This is a genomic window from Coprococcus eutactus, from assembly GCF_001404675.1.
GTDB lineage: Bacteria > Bacillota > Clostridia > Lachnospirales > Lachnospiraceae > Coprococcus > Coprococcus aceti.
This window is the reverse complement of sequence record NZ_CYXU01000005.1, coordinates 89,184-106,907: the sequence shown is the minus strand read 5'-3', so window position 1 is coordinate 106,907 and position 17,724 is coordinate 89,184. Positions and strand designations below refer to the sequence as shown.

The 17,724-nt window shown below is 42.6% G+C and carries 19 protein-coding genes; 9 read left to right on the top strand and 10 right to left on the bottom strand.

Going from position 1 to position 17,724, the window contains the following annotated elements; genetic code table 11:
* Positions 1–121 precede the first annotated feature (121 nt).
* The 3 genes from ARA78_RS10495 (at position 122) to ARA78_RS10485 (ending at position 1,367) form a co-directional block, all read left to right on the top strand.
* Positions 122–604, top strand: a complete 483-nt coding sequence (locus ARA78_RS10495) for a hypothetical protein (RefSeq protein ID WP_055146954.1) — start codon at positions 122–124, stop codon at positions 602–604.
* 2 nt (positions 605–606) lie between these two features.
* Positions 607–861: a hypothetical protein gene (locus ARA78_RS10490; RefSeq protein WP_015533925.1), complete on the top strand. Its 255-nt coding sequence runs from the start codon at positions 607–609 to the stop codon at positions 859–861.
* Positions 862–1,013: 152 nt separating this feature from the next.
* Entirely contained in the window at positions 1,014–1,367 is a 354-nt protein-coding gene (locus ARA78_RS10485) for a helix-turn-helix domain-containing protein (RefSeq protein WP_082423626.1), read from the top strand.
* Between the two features lie 79 nt (positions 1,368–1,446).
* Here ARA78_RS10485 and leuS read toward each other — a convergent pair whose 3' ends face one another.
* Positions 1,447–3,864, bottom strand: coding sequence for a leucine--tRNA ligase (leuS, locus tag ARA78_RS10480; RefSeq protein WP_055273314.1), 2,418 nt, complete (start codon positions 3,862–3,864; stop codon positions 1,447–1,449).
* Positions 3,865–3,997: 133 nt separating this feature from the next.
* Entirely contained in the window at positions 3,998–4,498 is a 501-nt protein-coding gene (locus tag ARA78_RS10475; protein WP_055280494.1) for an NUDIX hydrolase, read from the bottom strand.
* A 191-nt stretch (positions 4,499–4,689) separates the two neighbouring features.
* Between ARA78_RS10475 and ARA78_RS10470 the strand changes: the two genes are divergently transcribed.
* The 3 genes from ARA78_RS10470 to typA all read left to right on the top strand — a co-directional run bounded on the left by ARA78_RS10470 (position 4,690) and on the right by typA (position 8,486).
* A complete protein-coding gene (locus ARA78_RS10470) occupies positions 4,690–5,502 on the top strand; it encodes a class I SAM-dependent DNA methyltransferase (RefSeq protein WP_055280493.1) in 813 nt (270 codons plus the stop codon).
* 142 nt (positions 5,503–5,644) lie between these two features.
* Positions 5,645–6,529, top strand: coding sequence for an Hsp33 family molecular chaperone HslO (gene hslO, locus ARA78_RS10465; RefSeq protein ID WP_015533929.1), 885 nt, complete (start codon positions 5,645–5,647; stop codon positions 6,527–6,529).
* Between the two features lie 130 nt (positions 6,530–6,659).
* Positions 6,660–8,486, top strand: a complete 1,827-nt coding sequence (typA, locus tag ARA78_RS10460; protein ID WP_055146965.1) for a translational GTPase TypA — start codon at positions 6,660–6,662, stop codon at positions 8,484–8,486.
* 243 nt (positions 8,487–8,729) lie between these two features.
* On the opposite strand, the gene ARA78_RS14300 is transcribed toward typA, so the two are convergent.
* The 4 genes from ARA78_RS14300 to ARA78_RS10445 all read right to left on the bottom strand — a co-directional run bounded on the left by ARA78_RS14300 (position 8,730) and on the right by ARA78_RS10445 (position 11,061).
* A complete protein-coding gene (locus ARA78_RS14300) occupies positions 8,730–8,921 on the bottom strand; it encodes a hypothetical protein (protein WP_242849712.1) in 192 nt (63 codons plus the stop codon).
* On the bottom strand, positions 8,902–10,074 hold the full coding sequence (locus ARA78_RS10455) for an ABC transporter permease (protein WP_242849711.1): 1,173 nt from the start codon (positions 10,072–10,074) through the stop codon (positions 8,902–8,904). Before ARA78_RS10455 ends, ARA78_RS14300 begins: the two co-directional genes overlap by 20 nt.
* 74 nt (positions 10,075–10,148) lie before the next feature.
* On the bottom strand, positions 10,149–10,493 hold the full coding sequence (locus ARA78_RS10450; RefSeq protein WP_055273308.1) for a hypothetical protein: 345 nt from the start codon (positions 10,491–10,493) through the stop codon (positions 10,149–10,151).
* A 208-nt stretch (positions 10,494–10,701) separates the two neighbouring features.
* Complete coding sequence (locus ARA78_RS10445; RefSeq protein WP_022215893.1) at positions 10,702–11,061, bottom strand: helix-turn-helix transcriptional regulator; 360 nt, start codon at positions 11,059–11,061, stop codon at positions 10,702–10,704.
* Positions 11,062–11,282: 221 nt separating this feature from the next.
* Between ARA78_RS10445 and ARA78_RS10440 the strand changes: the two genes are divergently transcribed.
* From ARA78_RS10440 to ARA78_RS10430, 3 genes are read left to right on the top strand one after another with little or no spacing between them, the layout of a single operon-like run.
* Positions 11,283–11,957 carry a response regulator transcription factor gene (locus ARA78_RS10440; RefSeq protein ID WP_015533934.1) on the top strand — a complete coding sequence of 225 codons (675 nt, stop codon included), beginning with the start codon at positions 11,283–11,285 and terminating at the stop codon, positions 11,955–11,957.
* Complete coding sequence (locus tag ARA78_RS10435) at positions 11,945–13,267, top strand: HAMP domain-containing sensor histidine kinase (protein WP_055273306.1); 1,323 nt, start codon at positions 11,945–11,947, stop codon at positions 13,265–13,267. The genes ARA78_RS10440 and ARA78_RS10435 overlap by 13 nt, the downstream gene beginning before the upstream one ends.
* A 56-nt stretch (positions 13,268–13,323) precedes the next feature.
* Entirely contained in the window at positions 13,324–13,839 is a 516-nt protein-coding gene (locus tag ARA78_RS10430; RefSeq protein ID WP_022215889.1) for an immunoglobulin-like domain-containing protein, read from the top strand.
* A gap of 142 nt (positions 13,840–13,981) precedes the next feature.
* Here the strand turns inward: ARA78_RS10430 and ARA78_RS10425 are convergent, their stop codons facing one another.
* The 4 genes from ARA78_RS10425 to aspS all read right to left on the bottom strand — a co-directional run bounded on the left by ARA78_RS10425 (position 13,982) and on the right by aspS (position 17,255).
* Positions 13,982–14,401, bottom strand: coding sequence for a hypothetical protein (locus ARA78_RS10425; RefSeq protein ID WP_055146970.1), 420 nt, complete (start codon positions 14,399–14,401; stop codon positions 13,982–13,984).
* A 4-nt stretch (positions 14,402–14,405) separates the two neighbouring features.
* Complete coding sequence (locus ARA78_RS10420; RefSeq protein ID WP_055273304.1) at positions 14,406–14,867, bottom strand: hypothetical protein; 462 nt, start codon at positions 14,865–14,867, stop codon at positions 14,406–14,408.
* A 123-nt stretch (positions 14,868–14,990) separates the two neighbouring features.
* On the bottom strand, positions 14,991–15,206 hold the full coding sequence (locus ARA78_RS10415; protein ID WP_015533935.1) for a hypothetical protein: 216 nt from the start codon (positions 15,204–15,206) through the stop codon (positions 14,991–14,993).
* A gap of 297 nt (positions 15,207–15,503) precedes the next feature.
* On the bottom strand, positions 15,504–17,255 hold the full coding sequence (gene aspS / locus ARA78_RS10410; RefSeq protein WP_055280492.1) for an aspartate--tRNA ligase: 1,752 nt from the start codon (positions 17,253–17,255) through the stop codon (positions 15,504–15,506).
* Positions 17,256–17,724: the final 469 nt, after the last annotated feature.

The following is a 17,724-nucleotide window of genomic DNA, read 5'->3' as shown; positions in this document are numbered from 1 at the left end:
GTCCGGTATCCACAGAAAGTGGCCAGCAGAAGCAATTCTGCTGGTATTTTTTTTACTAAAAATCAATAGAATATAGTATAGCTGTCTTACCAAGTGATCACTGCATGAAACGGAGCTTCATATGTTTAATGGCAACTTCCATCATCCACTGGACAACTTAATAAAAGATGACCGCCTGTTCATGATGGAGGCCATTCTCCCATTTGTGGACGACCGTATGAAAGCTCCTCTGGCAATGTACATAAAGATCATGGAACTTCAGACCATATTGAATGCTCTGCGCGATACAAATTATGTAAACTCCTGTGGACTCCACAAAGATATAAACAATCAGGATGATATACTGTCATCCCTTGCCGGGTGTGGATTTCCCGATATCAGGAACCAGTTTGCCAGCATGAAAAAAGCCATGGATATGATGAAGACCATGGAAGCCATGAACACACAACAATCCACGGATTCTCTGTACCGGCACTATCAAAGCAGAACTGCCTCTGAAACCGAGGGCGAAGAAAACTACGACAACACTGAATCCCAGTCATCCCAGGATATATACAGCTCCGTCAAAGACCTGTTTGAAAAATATGATATGGAGGGATATTAAACATGAATCTTCAAAATGACCCAAGACTAAAAAACATGCATCCGCTAAAAAGGGAAATTCTTCTCAGATTATCCAACTCCCAGTCCACCATGACTCCGGAGCAGATGCTCCCCCAGCTAATGGAGATCAACAAAGAACTGCAAAAAAGGGATCTCTCCTTCAGCAGATCCGAGTCCGAGATCGTTCTGGATGTTCTGAGCGAAGGCATGTCTCCACAGGAAAAACAAAAGATAAATATGATAAAGTCCATGCTGTAAAAAATGCATCTCACTGAATGTAACACAATTTCATTTTTGTAGCTATCAGCTATAGTTTCACATTTTTGTACCTGATAGTTTCTGGCTGACGATACCGTTATTGGCAGATACTATTTGCATAAAATGTAGCTGATAGATATTGTTTCAGCAAGATGGAGGTTATTGTGATAGATATCTTTGACTTGAGATTGCGGATAAGAAATGTGAGAAAGGCTCATAATCTTACTCAGGAACAGCTTGCCGAGAAAATAAAAGTGTCTCCTCATTATGTGTATGAACTGGAACATGGATACAAAAGTATGAGTATATATACTCTCGCCAATATCGCAACTGTTCTTGATGCGCCACTGGATTTTCTGGTGTTCGGAAAGGAACCGGCCACCACCCCCGAGAACAAGGATTATATCACTCATGACGATCTTGACAGACTGGTGGAATCGATACCACTGTACAAACGTGACAGTGCATACAGCGCACTCAAGAATCTGCTGCCTTATCTGAAATAAATGATAATCCGATATATATTTAACATCAAGAAAGCCACATGGATTTTTCTCCATGTGGCTTTCTCATGTTTATAGTTTTTTATTTCATAACAATATTCACAATACGTCCAGGAACATAGATCTCCTTGATAACGTTACCTGTGAGCTTGTCGGCGATCACTTCCTTAGCCTTTGCGATAACCTCATCCTTTGGATCCTCCTTGCCGATCGCAAGTGTTGCCTTAGTCTTACCGTTGATCTGTACAGCGATCTCTACTGTTGACTCTACTGTCTTTGCCTCATCGAACTCTGGCCATGTCTGCTGATATACATATCCGCCATAGTTCTTTACTGACCACAGCTCCTCTGTGATATGAGGTGCAACAGGGTTTAACAGGATGAGCAGTGTCTTGAACTCATCTGCTGTAACGCTTCCCTTCTTGTAGAAGTCGTTGAGAAGTGCCATCATGGCTGCGATAGCTGTGTTGTACTTCAGGTTCTCGAAGTCATTTGAAACCTTCTTGATAACCTGGTGCATCTTGGTCTCCATATCCTTGGAGTAGCCCTTCTCGTCTGTCACACTGTCCTGAAGCTTCCATACTCTGTCGAGGAATCTTCTACATCCCTTGACACCATCCTCTGACCATGAAGCTGCAAGGTCAAATGCTCCGATGAACATCTCGTAGGTACGAAGTGTATCTGCGCCATATACATCTACGATGTCGTCAGGATTTACAACGTTGCCTCTTGACTTACTCATCTTCTCACCGTTCTCACCGAGGATCATACCATGTGATGTTCTCTTCTGGTATGGCTCTGATGTAGGAACTACGCCCTGATCGTACAGGAACTTGTGCCAGAATCTTGAATACAGAAGGTGGAGTGTTGTATGCTCCATTCCTCCGTTGTACCAGTCAACAGGAAGCCAGTACTTGAGTGCCTCCTTGCTTGCAAGAGCCTCTGTGTTGTGAGGATCTGTATATCTCAGGAAATACCATGATGATCCAGCCCACTGTGGCATGGTATCTGTCTCTCTCTTTGCAGGACCGCCGCAGCATGGACATGTGGTGTTTACCCAGTCTGTCATAGCTGCAAGTGGTGACTCGCCGTTGTCTGTCGGCATGTAGCTGTCTACCTCTGGAAGAAGCAACGGAAGCTGGCTCTCGTCGATAGGTACATAACCACACTTATCGCAGTGAACGATAGGAATTGGCTCGCCCCAGTATCTCTGACGTGAGAATACCCAGTCACGGAGCTTGTAGTTTGTCTTTGCCTGACCGATACCCTTCTCCTCCAGGAACTTTATCATCTTCTCCTTTGCATCCTTTACCTCAAGGCCGTTGAGGAAATCTGAGTTGATGAGCACTCCTGTTGCCACGTCTGTAAATGCAGCCTCATTTATATCTACTTCCTCGCCATCCTTTGCAACAACCTGGATGAGTGGAAGTCCGAACTTCTTTGCAAATTCCCAGTCTCTGTCATCATGTGCAGGAACCGCCATGATAGCACCTGTTCCGTAGCTCATGAGTACATAGTCTGATACGTATATAGGGATCTCCTTGCCATTTACAGGGTTGATGGCTGTGAGTCCGTCTATGCATACACCAGTCTTATCCTTTGCAAGCTCTGAACGCTCAAAGTCGCTCTTCTTCGCTGCCTGCTCACGGTATGCCTCGATGTCTGACCAGTTGCCGATCTCGTCCTTGTACTTGTCAAGGATTGGATGCTCTGGTGAAACAACCATGTATGTTACTCCGAATAATGTATCGCATCTTGTTGTATATATGCGGAGCTTGTCCTCTTTGCCCTTTACTGAGAAATCTACCTCAGCTCCTGTTGAACGTCCGATCCAGTTCTTCTGTGAAACCTTTACACGCTCGATGTAATCCACGCCGTCAAGTCCTTCAATGAGCTTGTCTGCGTAATCTGTGATCTTGAGCATCCACTCAGACTTAACCTTGCGGACAACCTCGCTGCCACAACGCTCACATACGCCATTGACAACCTCCTCATTTGCAAGACCAACCTTACATGATGTACACCAGTTGATAGGCATCTCCTTCTTGTATGCGAGACCTGCCTTGAAAAGCTTAAGGAATATCCACTGTGTCCACTTGTAGTACTCAGGATCTGTCGTGTTGATCTCTCTGTCCCAGTCAAATGAATATCCAAGTGAGTGGAGCTGTTTCTTGAATCTTGCAACATTGGTCTTGGTTACTTCCTTTGGATGGATCTTGTTCTTGATCGCATAGTTCTCTGTAGGGAGACCAAATGCATCCCAGCCCATTGGATACAGAACGTTGTAGCCCTGCATTCTTCTCTTTCTTGCCACTATATCCAGCGCTGTGTATGGTCTTGGGTGACCTACGTGAAGTCCCTGTCCTGATGGGTATGGGAATTCAACTAACGCATAATACTTTGGTTTTGAATAATCATCTGTAGCAGCAAATGCCTTGTTGTCATCCCAGACCTTCTGCCACTTTCCTTCAACGACTTTGTGGTTGTATGTCTCAGCCATTTTTGAAAATGCCTCCTTGAAATTTATCTTTTCAGGCTTTATAACGCTTTTTCGCCCGATTCCTCTCTAATCTTAACTATATTAGCATATATGCTGTGTTTTTCAAACTGTTTTTTGGTATAAGCAACCCGGCTTATTCAAACACTTTCTTGATACTGTCATAATGAAGGAAGATTCCCTGCTCTGCATATTCTTTTATCTCATCCAGCGTTGCCAGTTTAAAACCATCGGTCTCCGCCTCCTGAGGCCTGATATCTATTTCCGAAAAATCTCCAGTAAACTTATAGACATCCACGAAGTAGTTGTCCTTCTCTTCCGGATTATCTCTTCTATATGTAAACTGAAGTCCACCCTCGAAATCACTTACGTCTATGCCTGTCTCCTCAAGCACCTCCCGCCTGACTGCCTCTATTGAGGACTCTCCTGCCTGCACTCCGCCGCCGGATACCTCCCACCAGCCTGCTGCCCATGCCTTGGTCATGACACGCTTTGTTATGAGATATTTGCCCTCTTTATTCTGGAGAACTCCAAGAACCGTAAGGTGATAATCTCCCGGCTTCATGTTCCAGTCATTTCTCTTCATAGTGCGGCCTGTCGGCTGCTTGTTCACATCATAGATATCCCAGTATTCCATCTCTGCTTGTCCTCTTTCTGATTTTTATATTTGTTCTGCCCAGTAACATAATAAATGCTATTTTAAGTTTCTTCAACAATCATTCGAATTTTATGCATAATTATTTATTGCAGTTTACTATAAAACTTAAGCTGTGGTACAATTCAAACTGTTATCAAGAGATTTGACCAGCGCAGGCTGAAGGAGGAAGCATGAACGCTTATGAGGTATTTGCCAGTGTCTATGATGAACTGATGGACAACATTCCATATGATGACTGGTGCACATATATAATAGAAGTTTTGAGAAAATACGGAGTGGACGAAGGGCTCATATGTGAGCTTGGATGTGGCACCGGAGAGATAACGGAAAGGCTTGCGGATGCCGGATACGACATGATCGGTATCGACAATTCATATGAGATGCTTGAGGTGGCAAATGAGAAAAAGCTGGATACAGGACATGAATCCATCTTATATCTCATGCAGGACATGAGGGAGTTTGAGCTCTTCGGCACGGTGAATGCCATCGTGTGCGTGTGCGACAGCATCAACTATCTTACGGAGCTTGCCGACATAACCCACGTATTCAGGCTGGCAAATAACTATCTCGAATCAAAGGGCATATTTATCTGCGACTTCAAGACTCGCCACTATTTCAAGGATGTGGTTGCCGACAGCACCATAGCCGAGGACAGGGACGACGTGAGCTTTATCTGGGATAACTACTACGATACGGAAACCGATATAAATGAGCTGGCTCTCAGCCTGTTTCTCCCAGAATACCCAGAATACCCAGAATCAGGCATTGAGCCGGATGATGAGTGTCCTCTATACAGGAAGTATCAGGAATTCCATTATCAGCGAGGCCTGACCCTTGATGACATGAGGAAATGCGTTGCTGACTCAGGCATGGAGCTCGTCGCCATGTACGATGCATTTACATGGCAGCCAGCCACAGATTCCAGTGAAAGGGTATACGTGGTTGCAAGGGAGACACACCAGGATAACAAACACTATGAATAGGCTTGTCTTATCACCATTCATAATATAAAATGGTGAAGATTGTCCAATATATCATTATTATAATGCGATTATATATATATATAACCGGACAGATTTCAAAATGTAACAAAACTAATCAACATAGAATAGCGAGGTATACAACATGAGCGATCATATAATAAGAGGTATGGCGGCGAACAATCAGGTAAGATTCTTCGCCGGAACAACAAGAGATATCGTGGAAACCGCAAGATCTATCCACAACACAAGCCCTGTGGCTACAGCCGCACTTGGAAGACTGCTCACAGCAGGAGCACTTATGGGAGCACAGTGCAAGAACGAGTCCGACGTACTCACACTTCAGATCCAGTGCAACGGACCGATCGGAGGACTTACCGTAACTGCAGACGCACATTCAAGAGTCAAGGGATATGTCAACAATCCAAACGTTATCCTTCACGCAAATGACAAGGGTAAGCTGGATGTTGCCAAGGCACTTGATCTCGGCGTGCTTTCAGTTATCAAGGATATCGGTCTCAAGGAGCCTTATGTCGGTCAGACACAGCTCGTGTCCGGTGAGATTGCCGAAGATCTTACTTATTACTTTGCGACATCTGAGCAGATTCCTACATCTGTTGCCCTTGGTGTTCTCATGGAGAAGGACAACACCGTCAAACAGGCAGGCGGCTTCATCATCCAGCTCATGCCATTTGCATCGGATGAGCTCATCGATGTCCTTGAGAAGAGACTTAACGAGTTCTCTTCTATCACCAGTCTCCTCGATGCGGGCAAGACTCCTCTTGACATCATCAAGGATGTATTTGAAGGATATGACGTTGTAGTGACCGATGAGTTGCCTACCGAGTGGCACTGCAACTGCAGCAAGGAGAGATACTACAATGCGGTACTCAGCCTTGGCAAAAAAGAGATCGCAAGTCTTCTTGAAGAGGGCGAGCCTATAGAGGTCAACTGCCAGTTCTGCAACTCTCATTACAAGTTCTCACCTGACGAACTCAAAGAGATGCTGCTCAAAGCGGCTGCAAAATAATCATTTTTCCGCCATTTGCCCTCATTTTTACAACATTTTTGTATATTATAATTATTGCATTGGTTTTTTCACTATGCTAGAATGTTAACCGTTGTAAAGTAGACTAAATTTGAAAGAAAGAGTGAAAATTATGAAGATAACAAGAGATGATATCAGAAATGTGGCTATCATCGCCCACGTTGACCACGGTAAAACAACACTTGTAGACGAGCTCTTAAAGCAGAGCGGTGTGTTCCGTGACAATCAGGAGGTCGCTGAGCGTGTCATGGATTCCAACGATATCGAGCGTGAAAGAGGAATCACTATCCTCTCCAAGAATACTGCCGTAACATATGGAAGCACCAAGATCAACATCATTGATACTCCGGGTCATGCAGACTTCGGCGGTGAGGTTGAGCGAGTTCTTAAGATGGTAAACGGAGTAATCCTCGTTGTTGATGCATTTGAGGGTCCTATGCCACAGACCAAGTTCGTTCTGAAGAAGGCTCTTGAGCTTAATCTTGCAGTTATCGTATGTGTAAATAAATGTGATCGTCCTGAGGCACGTCCTGACGAGGTAGTTGACGAAGTTCTTGAGCTCCTCATCGAGCTCGATGCAAATGAGGATCAGCTTGACTGCCCATTTGTATTTGCTTCTGCCAAGTCCGGTTATGCAACACTTGACTCATCCAAGCCAGGCACAGACATGAAGCCTCTGTTCGACACTATAATTGATTACATTCCTGCTCCTACAGGCGATCCTGAGGCAGGTGTACAGATGCTTGTCAGCACAATCGACTACAACGAGTACGTTGGACGTATCGGTGTCGGCAAGGTCGACAATGGTGTCCTCAAGGTAAATGAGGATCTTGTCATAGTAAATGAGCATGACCCGGACAAGCTCGAGAGGGTTCGTATCGGAAAGCTTTTCGAGTATGAGGGTCTTAACAAGATAGAGGTTAAGGAAGCACAGATAGGTTCTATCGTTGCTGTTTCAGGCATCGCAGATGTACAGATAGGTGATACTCTCTGCTCCCCTGAGAATCCTGACCCAATTCCTTTCCAGAAGATTTCTGAGCCAACCATCGCCATGACATTCATGGTAAATGACTCTCCTCTCGCAGGCAAGGAAGGTAAGTTCGTAACATCAAGACATCTCCGTGAGAGACTTTTCAGAGAGCTGAACACAGATGTCAGCCTCCGAGTTGAGGAGACTGACACAACTGAGGCTTTCAAGGTTTCAGGCCGTGGTGAGCTTCACCTGTCAGTCCTCATCGAGAACATGAGACGTGAAGGTTATGAATTTGCAGTAAGTAAGGCTGAGGTTATCTACAAGGAAGATGAGCTCGGACATAAGCTTGAGCCATTTGAGATCGCTTATATAGATGTTCCTGACGAATTTGCAGGTACTATCATCAACATGCTGAACCAGAGAAAGGGGGAGCTTCAGGGAATGGCTCCTACAGGAAATGGAACCACAAGACTTGAGTTCTCTGTTCCATCCCGTGGACTTATCGGATTCCGTGGTGACTTCATGACAGCTACCAAGGGTACAGGTATCATCAACACAACATTTGACGAGTATCTTCCATACAAGGGTGACATGAGCTACCGTTCAAAGGGATCACTCATCGCATTCGAGTCAGGTACTTCGATCACATATGGTCTTTTCAACGCACAGGAGCGTGGAACACTGTTCATCGGACCTGGTGAGCAGGTTTACGCCGGTATGGTTGTAGGTGAGAATCCTCGTGCTGAGGACATGGAGGTCAATGTCTGCAAGAAGAAGCAGCTTACCAACACACGTTCTTCAGGATCAGATGATGCTCTCAAGCTTTCACCTCCAAAGGTGATGAGTCTTGAGCAGGCTCTTGACTTCATCGACACTGATGAGCTTCTGGAGATCACACCAAAGTCATTCAGAATCCGTAAGAAGATTCTTGACCATACTCTCCGTTACAGAGCCAACAGGAAATAAGGACGGACGAAAAGTCCTTTTAGATAGTGAAGCCCGTACACTGTAAGGATGTGGATCCATCACGGGATATACAACAAAAGCAGAGACAGTTCACACATTCTTTGTGTTTTGTGTGAGTTGTCTCTGCTTTTTTTGTGCGTAAAACTGTATCTTTTTTGCTTATTTTCCTCTGAATGATTCAACTTTTCTGTTTTTTGTATCTTTCTGGCTTTTTCTTTATGTTTGCGATAATTTTGTGACCTTTTACCTCCTTGTCACGGCGTCTATTGGTCTTAGTTTTGAGGCCCATATTGCTGGGAAATAGCCTGCTGCCACTCCGAGGATCACGGAGCCGAGGACTCCGGCCAGTGCAAGCCACCATGGGATCATGGCTATCTGGGTTTCTTTTGCAAGGTTGAACATGGAGACGGCGGCTTTATTCACCACTATTCTCACTCCGTAGGAGTGATAATACTCCGAGGACGCCTCCGACAAGTCCTATCACTGCGGCCTCCATGAGGAACAGAAGTCTGAGCTCGTCTATGTCGCAGCCGAGGACCTTCAATATACCGATCTCGTTTACCCGGTCGAATACAGAGGTCGTCATGGTGTTGCTTATTCCTATGACAGCCACAATAAGTGCTATCATTCCGATTCCGCCGAGAAGAAGCTGTATCATCTTGAGGTACTTCTGTATCGTGTCCAGATATTCCTTGAAATTCTCTGTCTGATACCCCATGTCCTGAAGCTTTTTTACCATCGCATCGACGTTATTTATATCATCTACGATCACCACCGCTGATGTGTAGACAAATTCACGGTAGCTGTTGCCATTGCCATCCACCGGCTGACCGTAAAGCTTGCCATCGGCGCTGACCTTTCTGAGCAGGCTTTTCAGTGAATCCATATCACAGTATATCGTCTGAGACTTCTCGCTGTAGCTGTCAGAGATGTCCAGCGATTCGTCAGACTCTTCATCCTGAACTTCACTGTCATAAGAAGTGTCAGCAGAAGCATTGTCAGAGCTGTTATCCGTATCTCCATCAGATAAAACCCCGGCGAGTTTCAGTTTGAATATCCTGTCACTTTCACCGCTCCATCCAACGGTCGTGTCAAATCTCTTTCCGACAAGGGATGCAATACTCTTCTTCTCTCTCTTCTCGTAACTGTCAAATGTCTTTTGATTGAAGAACATTTTGCCCACACTGCCGCCCGAGATCAGTTCAGGTGTCCCATGTGAAGAATTGCTGTTTTCCCCATAGGCCAGACTCCAGCCATCAAGCTCATTTCCCGGCACACCCACAAGATTGCCAAAGTATTCATACTCCTCATACTTCATACTCACAGGCACCTCATACAGAGGATAACAACCATCCACATTTGCAAGATCTGTCAATGTAGATATCGTTCTGTCCGTTATCATTCGATCCTTATGCTTACTTCCGGTCTCACTGTATATCGTTATCTGGTTGACACTTCCACTTGCAACCGCAGAATCTATCATCTCGTTCTTGACTCCGATTCCCACAGCCAGAAGTGCTACAACCGATATAACACCTATCATCACGCCGAGAACGGTGAGAAATGTTCTGATCTTTCTTCTCTTCATATTCATAAGACACAAATGCCATATCCACCCCATACAATCTATCTCCTTATAAACTCTCTCTCCGTGACCGGAATCTAAAGTTCATCAAGAATCTCCTTTTTTCTCCTGTGCTTTCTTATCGCACATATACAGAACAGAGCTATCACTATAACCACAGCAATTACACCATATAACACCTTCTTATCACTGCTTTTTGTGCTGTCCTTTATCTTCTCTACATTGGCATACACCGAAGATTCCACAGTCGCCTTGAAATTCCCCTCAATCGTCGTCTCATTCCCCTCTTTGTCCTCATATGTAACTATCACCTTTGACATATCACCGCTCGCAGCAGTCGTCGCCACGGCATTCGTGAGGATATCTATGCTTCCGCTCTTTCCAGACTCTATATTGCCTATATACGTCTCAATCTCCTCCATACTTCCCAACAAGCAATTTTCAACCGACGCACCGCAGGACGGGAGGGCGAAAATACGGAAAAGGGTACTCTTTTCCTATGCTTGCTAAGAAAGTTTTTTCCTCACTTATCACTACAACGGAACTCCCAGTATGCCAAAAAGCGCAAAAGAAAAACGCCGCAATTCTGCGACGCTTCATTCACTTTATGCAGACAAAAACGAGGGAACTTTATTCCCCCGTCCTGTCATTGTTGGCTTCCTCTATGCCTTTTGCAGTAGCAGACATGATTTTTAAGTCTGTTTCGCTCATTGTGTCAAGCATGGTATCGAGCTGACGGCGGCGTGTGGACTTCTCTTGTTCCCGTTCCGGGAAAAAGAACTGGTCTACTGATACGTCAAGCAGGGTTACAAGCTCATATAAAATCTGTAAACTTGGGTGCTGCCCGCTGTTTTCAATGGACGCGATATACCGGGGCGCAATATTCAGTGTGTCGGCTAACTGATTGCGTGATATTCCCTTTGCTTTTCTTGCTGCTTTAATGGCTTGCCCGAAAGCCTTAAAATCATACTTCACTTTATCCTGCTTCATATTTTTCACCCTATTACATTTTACTGTTCCTCTTTTCTTTGAGATATGATTACACATATCATAGTATTGATGGTAATAGAGCATAAAACATGCAGAGTAAGGTTGCTACAACTCATATTGCCATATATAATATCTAATGACATCGAAAATTAAAGAAATTGATTAGAAATAGATTTTTGTTTGATAATCTTAAATCAGATATTCACAATGGAGGCACATTTATGTCGCAGAGTATTTTAATTGTAGACGATGAAAAAGAAATTGTATCAATGCTGTATTGCTATTTCAGCAAACTTGGATATACGGTATATACTGCAACAGCAGGAAATGCTGCATTAAAAGAAGTAGAAAAAAAACCTGACATTATTTTGTTAGACGTTAATATGCCAGATATTGATGGATTTACTGTTTGTGAAAGAATACGGGATTATGTTTCATGCCCTATAATTTTTTTAACAGCACGCATTGAAGATAGTGATAAAATAAAAGGATTTTCTATTGGCGCAGACGACTATGTAATAAAACCATTTTCTGTTGATGAATTAGAAGCTCGCATTGCAGCACATCTTCGCAGAGAAAAAAGACACAATACATCTTCAAAGGTGCAATTTGATGAAGATATGGTTATAGATTATTCCTCACGTATTGTGTTTTATCATAATAAGGATATGGCTTTTACCAAAAAGGAATTTGATATAATATCTTTCCTTTCACAAAACAAAGGAATTGTTTTTGACCGGGAAACTATTTATGAAAAAGTTTGGGGATTAGACGGCATTGGTGATAATACAGTTGTTACAGAACATATCAGACGTATTAGGGCAAAATTTTTATCTTTAGGCGATAGACCTTACATTGAAACTGTTTGGGGGTGCGGATATAAATGGAAAAATTAAAGAGAATCAGATGGTTCAATCGGTTAAATAGCATGAGTATTAGGATGTCCTTTGTTCTTTATGCTTTGTTTTCGTTGTTGATTGGAATAATTATTTGTATACTTTTAATTTCAATGGTTGACAAATACAGAATAAATTTGAACTATAAGTATGAAAATATGTCAACAAGGTATGATATACCGGAAAATGGTTCATTTACCGCCGCTTATAGTAATGACCAAACAAAATACACAATATTTGATACGAAAGGAAACGAGATATGCAAGTTCAATGTTGATTATCAAAAAGAACGCCCAGTACACGAATATGTCTATCCGAACCATGTTTCATATATCGAAGTTTCACCTAATTTTACAAACCGGGATAGGCTTATTGACAGTGTTTTAGGTTCATTAAATGTTGCAATTATTCCTATCGTATTATCTATTAATATGATATGTTGTGTAACATTTTTTTATAAAAAAAAAATATCGAAACCTATTAAGCTATTAACTAATGCGTATCATAAAATTGAAGCAAATGACTTAGATTTTACGTTATCATATCCATTAAATGATGAAATGGGAAAACTCTGTCATGCCTTTGAAAAAATGAAAGACTGTTTGGCGAAAAATAATGAAACTATGTTTCGACAATTTGCTGAACAGCGCCGTCTAAACGCTGCTTTTTCACATGACTTACGCACTCCTTTGACTTTACTAAAGGGTCATGCTACTATGCTGCTTTCCTTTATTCCCAAAGGCTTAGTATCACAAGAAGAAATATTAGATGAAATATCAGTAATGTCAAAAAATGTTTCACGTCTTGAAAAATATGTAAATGCTATGACGAACTTATATAGGTTAGAGGATATTGATATTCCACGGCAACAGATTACATTTCATGCACTTATTGATAATTTTAATAACACAGCAGAAGCACTTTGTTATGACAAACATTTTTCAATTACTACAAGCGGTGATAATATAACCTTGTTTATCAATTTAAATACAGTCATGCAGATTTATGAAAATTTACTCTCTAATAGTATTAGATACGCAAAAAGTGATATTGCTATTAGCGCAGTAATAGAGAATAATAATTTAGTTATATCTGTTTCAGATGATGGTTGCGGGTTTAAAAATATTGATATTGAAAAAGCGACATTACCATTTTATAAATCATCGAAAGATATATCTACTGAACATTTGGGATTAGGGCTGAATATTAGTAAGATTTTAAGTGAAAGACATGGCGGAAATATCCAAATTGCTAATAATGAAGCAGGGGGAGCATGTGTTACAGTAAAAATAAATTGCAATGAAAGTTGATTGAAAATAGACATTTTATTGCTATTATAAATTTAAAAGAAAGGAGATAAGGACAAATGAAAAAAATAATATGTATGTTTCTAAACTTATCGTTATTGGTGTGTATTGTTGGGTGCAGTCAAGCAAAGGACAGTGATAACCATGTAGTACAAGATTATTCCGAAGAATATGAGGTTTCTCCTTATGGAAGTGAAGAAGCACTTGACACTTTGGGTGATTTGAAGATTTCAATGAGTACAGAAAAGGATTTAGATTTGAAGCACCTTTCATTTCTAATAGAAAATACTTCTGATAAAGAATACCGATATTCACCAAATTATTTTGAAATAGAAGCTGAACAATCCGGCACTTGGTATCAACTTAAACAGCTTGATGACCCCTCAAAGAGCAATGAAAAGGATTGTTTTATTAAGCCTAACGAACGATTAACATTAGAAATTGATGTTAAAAGTTTTTATGGAGAATTGCCTGCTGGACACTATCGTTTGATTAAACAATTTGCGTTCTTTGAAAGTGAAAGAGATTGGGATTACGATACATATAATTTATCTTGCGAATTTACGATAAGGTAAAAATTCTCTACTTCATAAGCATGAAATAAAAAAACGCTTATGAAGTAGAAAGTTCGACTCAGAACTTTTGAAAAGATAGCCAAAAATTACTTTGTGATTTCAGAATAAACATCATGGACTTTTCACACGTGTTTTCTTTTTTCTACATCCCTTCGTTTATGATAACACTCTTTATACCTGAGACACTGTTAAGTGCGTTCAGTATACCCGTTACCGCCATGTTGCTATTTTCTTCTGATACACCGCCAAGGTCAAGGTATATCATTATCTGGTCTTCACCCTTATATATATCAATATACCCCATATAGTTTTCTTCATCACCATTTTGTGAAGAATAACCCGACATCACCTGCTGGATCTCTTCAGCTTTCTCATCTGTCACACCGCCGTCAAAATACACACTATATAAAAAGCTCTCTCCGTCAAATCCTGCAACATGTGCCTCGTAGTTCAGGTCAAGCTGATCTATCCCCAATATACTGTCAAAGTCGAATTCTCCGTCTTCTCCAAATCCATATTCTCCATAATTTTCTGCCATAGCATCATCCATATTATCTGCCATTTCACTATTCCCCCTCTATCTCATTTTCTTTCTCTGCAACCTCCGTCTCATCCTGTTCTTCCGCTGCAGCATCCTCAGGACTTCTCTCAAACCTCGCATATCCGCTGTCATATTTCAGATAAATGACATTCTTCTCAGTTGTGCTGATATATATTTCCTGTCCAGCTTCAAGATCCACGCCTGCTGCCGCAAAATTCTCTGCAGGATAGTCTTTGCTGTCGACCTTTTTTATCGTTCCCGCGATCTCGTATCCTTCCGGCAATTTCTCATCTCTTCCGGTTGCATTGTAATAATAGATATACCCATCATACATAACCTGTGGCTGCTCTATCATTCCGCTTTCCACACCGGTCGAGGTCTCCACGCCATTTGTTCCTGAAACATTTCCCTCAGAACTACCGCAGGCAGTACATGCCATAATCGAAAGCGCCGCAGCACATATAAATATTTCTTTTCGTATCCCCATACAATTTTCCCCTTTTTAATACTTATTTATGGATGTTATTGTAAACCAGCTAACTGTATGTCCATATTAACATGGCTTTCCCAGCTCTGCAACATACATATTATTAAAGTTGTCACCATATGCTCACTTCCGTCCATCCATATCCTCATCCCGGACATATCTCGCATTGAACTCCATATTGATCTCACGGAGCTCCTTCTTCCCATCAATATAATCCTGGTACATCTCTGTGATACCGCACATGCATCCATCGCAGTAAGCATCTATATTTCCCAAAGAATCGGCAACTATCTGCTCTCGTTCTTCCCTAGTTGTGTCCTTTATAAGAAAACCTGCCATCGTCAAAAGCCTCCTCTTACAATTCTCATAAAAACAATTAAAACCGTTTTTATACACAAGTACATGTCAAAAAAACAGGCACTTGTAGTTCTTGATACATAAGATATGAAACATATATACAAACGATAGTGAAAGCGACTGATCTTCAGCGCTTACCTGCTGATGTGAAAGCCGCAGCGCCCTTATCGCGGCTGAAACATCACGCAGATGTAAGCAAGCTGAAGTGAAGGTAACTGAATGTGTTTGTATATATGTTTTCATATCCATATCTCGAACTACAAGTGCCGTCCGGCCTTTTTACTGTCTGACCTTAATGTGAACCTCACGGAGCTGCTGCTCTGTAACCTCGCCAGGTGCTCCGCACATAAGATCCTGTGCATTTCCATTCATTGGGAATGGGATGACCTCTCTGATATTCTCCTCGTTTCTGAGAAGCATGATCATTCTGTCCACACCAGGAGCCATACCTGCATGAGGTGGTGCTCCGAACTGGAATGCATTGTAGAGTGCTCCGAACTTCTCCTTCAGATCATCCTCTGTGTATCCTGCGATCTCAAATGCCTTAACCATGATCTTCATGTCGTGGTTTCTTACGGCACCTGATGAGAGCTCGATACCGTTGCAGACGATATCGTACTGGTAAGCCAGGATATCAAGTGGATCCTTCTCATTTAACGCCTCAAGTCCGCCCTGTGGCATTGAGAACGGATTGTGAGTGAAGATGATCTTCTTGCTCTCCTTGTCGTACTCGTACATTGGGAAGTCATTTATATAGCAGAAACGGAATGCGTTCTTCTCGTTGAGATCAAGTCTATTACCAAGCTCAACTCTGATCTGTCCTGCAAATGACGCTGCAAGCTCCTCCACGTCTGCGATGAAGAAAATAGTATCTCCAGGCTGAAGGCCTGCAAGCTCTGCGATCTCACCCTTCATATCATCAGGAATGAACTTGTCGATAGGTCCCTTGTATGACATATCCTCAAGTATCTCCAGATATCCAAGGCCGCCCATGCCGATGCTCTGTGCAAACTTGAGCATCTTCTCATGCTGTCCCTTTGAAAGCTTCTTGTGTACATTGATGGCACGTACCGTCTTGCCGTGGAATGGCTTGAATGTACATCTCTGGAAGAAATCTGTAAGATCTATTATTCTAAGTGGGTTTCTGAGGTCAGGCTTATCCGTACCGAACTCAAGCATAGCCTGCTTGTAGCTGATGATCGGATATGGAGCCTGTGTAACAACTGCGCCCTCAGGTGCAAACTTCTCAAATGTTGCTGAGAGGACTTCCTCTCCAATCTTGAATACGTCCTCCTGTGTTGCAAAACTCATCTCAAAGTCGAGCTGGTAGAACTCTCCTGGTGAACGGTCTGCTCTCGCATCCTCATCTCTGAAACAAGGAGCTATCTGGAAGTATTTGTCAAATCCTGATACCATGAGGAGCTGCTTGTACTGCTGTGGTGCCTGTGGAAGTGCATAGAACTTGCCCTTGAACTTTCTTGATGGCACGATGTAATCTCTTGCGCCCTCAGGTGACGAAGCGCAGAGGATAGGTGTCTGGATCTCAAGGAATCCCATCTCAGTCATCTTCTGACGAAGGTAGCTGATGACCTGACTTCTGAATATCATGTTGTCCTTAACCTTCTTGTTTCTGAGGTCAAGATATCTGTACTTGAGTCTCACATCCTCACGTGTCTCCTTGGATGTCTGGATCTCAAATGGAATCTGCTTGTATACCTTACCGAGTATCTCTACAGTCTTCGCCTCAAGCTCGATAGTACCTGTAGGGATCTTAGGGTTGTATGTCTCCTCATCTCTGTGTTCAATGATACCCTCGATTGATACACAATCCTCCTTTGTTATTCCGTCAAGCAGTGATGTGTCTCTCATTACTACCTGGAGCACGCCATACATATCACGAAGATCGATAAATGATACTCCACCGTGGTCACGGATATTCTCTACCCATCCGGCAACCTTAAGTGTCTTTCCCACATCGCCCTCAGTGATCTCGTTCATTGTTCTGTTACGATAAATATTCTCGATTGTCATCTGTTCTCTCCTTTTCTTTACTATTTGCCTGTGGCTTTATGTCCACTTTGGCTTTTTCAGGATTACGCACTGGCTGTTATTTCTCTTGCAAATAGAAAAAGCTTATGTTCATCCTGAATCAGATGCACATATACATATGCAAATATTCAGGACGAACATAAGCTCTCTCAAACTACCTGTCGGTTACTTGTCTGCTTTAATGTCCGCGGTACCACCTGATTTACCGTTACACGATCTTCGTATATTCAAAGCATCGCGTCCCAGTCCCTCTCAGTCACCTTGCTCATGACCTCTCTGCGTATCGTGCAGCTACGGCTCCCCTACTCGACATAAAACACGTATCCCGCTATGGGCTATATCTTTCAGCTTGCGGCTGGTAAAGTGTTATTCACATATATTCACTCCGCCGGACTCCCACCACCACCGGCTCTCTGTGGGCGATAATCTATGCTACTTCTCTTCGTCATTG

What these genes read in the sequence shown, in the direction of transcription:
- ARA78_RS10495 (WP_055146954.1), top strand. Translation starts at nt 122, where the DNA reads ATGTTTAATGGCAACTTCCATCATCCACTGGACAACTTAATAAAAGAT.
- ARA78_RS10490 (WP_015533925.1), top strand. Translation starts at nt 607, where the DNA reads ATGAATCTTCAAAATGACCCAAGACTAAAAAACATGCATCCGCTAAAA.
- ARA78_RS10485 (WP_082423626.1), top strand. Translation starts at nt 1,014, where the DNA reads ATGGAGGTTATTGTGATAGATATCTTTGACTTGAGATTGCGGATAAGA.
- leuS (WP_055273314.1), bottom strand. Translation starts at nt 3,864, where the DNA reads ATGGCTGAGACATACAACCACAAAGTCGTTGAAGGAAAGTGGCAGAAG.
- ARA78_RS10475 (WP_055280494.1), bottom strand. Translation starts at nt 4,498, where the DNA reads ATGGAATACTGGGATATCTATGATGTGAACAAGCAGCCGACAGGCCGC.
- ARA78_RS10470 (WP_055280493.1), top strand. Translation starts at nt 4,690, where the DNA reads ATGAACGCTTATGAGGTATTTGCCAGTGTCTATGATGAACTGATGGAC.
- hslO (WP_015533929.1), top strand. Translation starts at nt 5,645, where the DNA reads ATGAGCGATCATATAATAAGAGGTATGGCGGCGAACAATCAGGTAAGA.
- typA (WP_055146965.1), top strand. Translation starts at nt 6,660, where the DNA reads ATGAAGATAACAAGAGATGATATCAGAAATGTGGCTATCATCGCCCAC.
- ARA78_RS10455 (WP_242849711.1), bottom strand. Translation starts at nt 10,074, where the DNA reads ATGAAGAGAAGAAAGATCAGAACATTTCTCACCGTTCTCGGCGTGATG.
- ARA78_RS10450 (WP_055273308.1), bottom strand. Translation starts at nt 10,493, where the DNA reads ATGGAGGAGATTGAGACGTATATAGGCAATATAGAGTCTGGAAAGAGC.
- ARA78_RS10445 (WP_022215893.1), bottom strand. Translation starts at nt 11,061, where the DNA reads ATGAAGCAGGATAAAGTGAAGTATGATTTTAAGGCTTTCGGGCAAGCC.
- ARA78_RS10440 (WP_015533934.1), top strand. Translation starts at nt 11,283, where the DNA reads ATGTCGCAGAGTATTTTAATTGTAGACGATGAAAAAGAAATTGTATCA.
- ARA78_RS10435 (WP_055273306.1), top strand. Translation starts at nt 11,945, where the DNA reads ATGGAAAAATTAAAGAGAATCAGATGGTTCAATCGGTTAAATAGCATG.
- ARA78_RS10430 (WP_022215889.1), top strand. Translation starts at nt 13,324, where the DNA reads ATGAAAAAAATAATATGTATGTTTCTAAACTTATCGTTATTGGTGTGT.
- ARA78_RS10425 (WP_055146970.1), bottom strand. Translation starts at nt 14,401, where the DNA reads ATGGCAGATAATATGGATGATGCTATGGCAGAAAATTATGGAGAATAT.
- ARA78_RS10420 (WP_055273304.1), bottom strand. Translation starts at nt 14,867, where the DNA reads ATGGGGATACGAAAAGAAATATTTATATGTGCTGCGGCGCTTTCGATT.
- ARA78_RS10415 (WP_015533935.1), bottom strand. Translation starts at nt 15,206, where the DNA reads ATGGCAGGTTTTCTTATAAAGGACACAACTAGGGAAGAACGAGAGCAG.
- aspS (WP_055280492.1), bottom strand. Translation starts at nt 17,255, where the DNA reads ATGACAATCGAGAATATTTATCGTAACAGAACAATGAACGAGATCACT.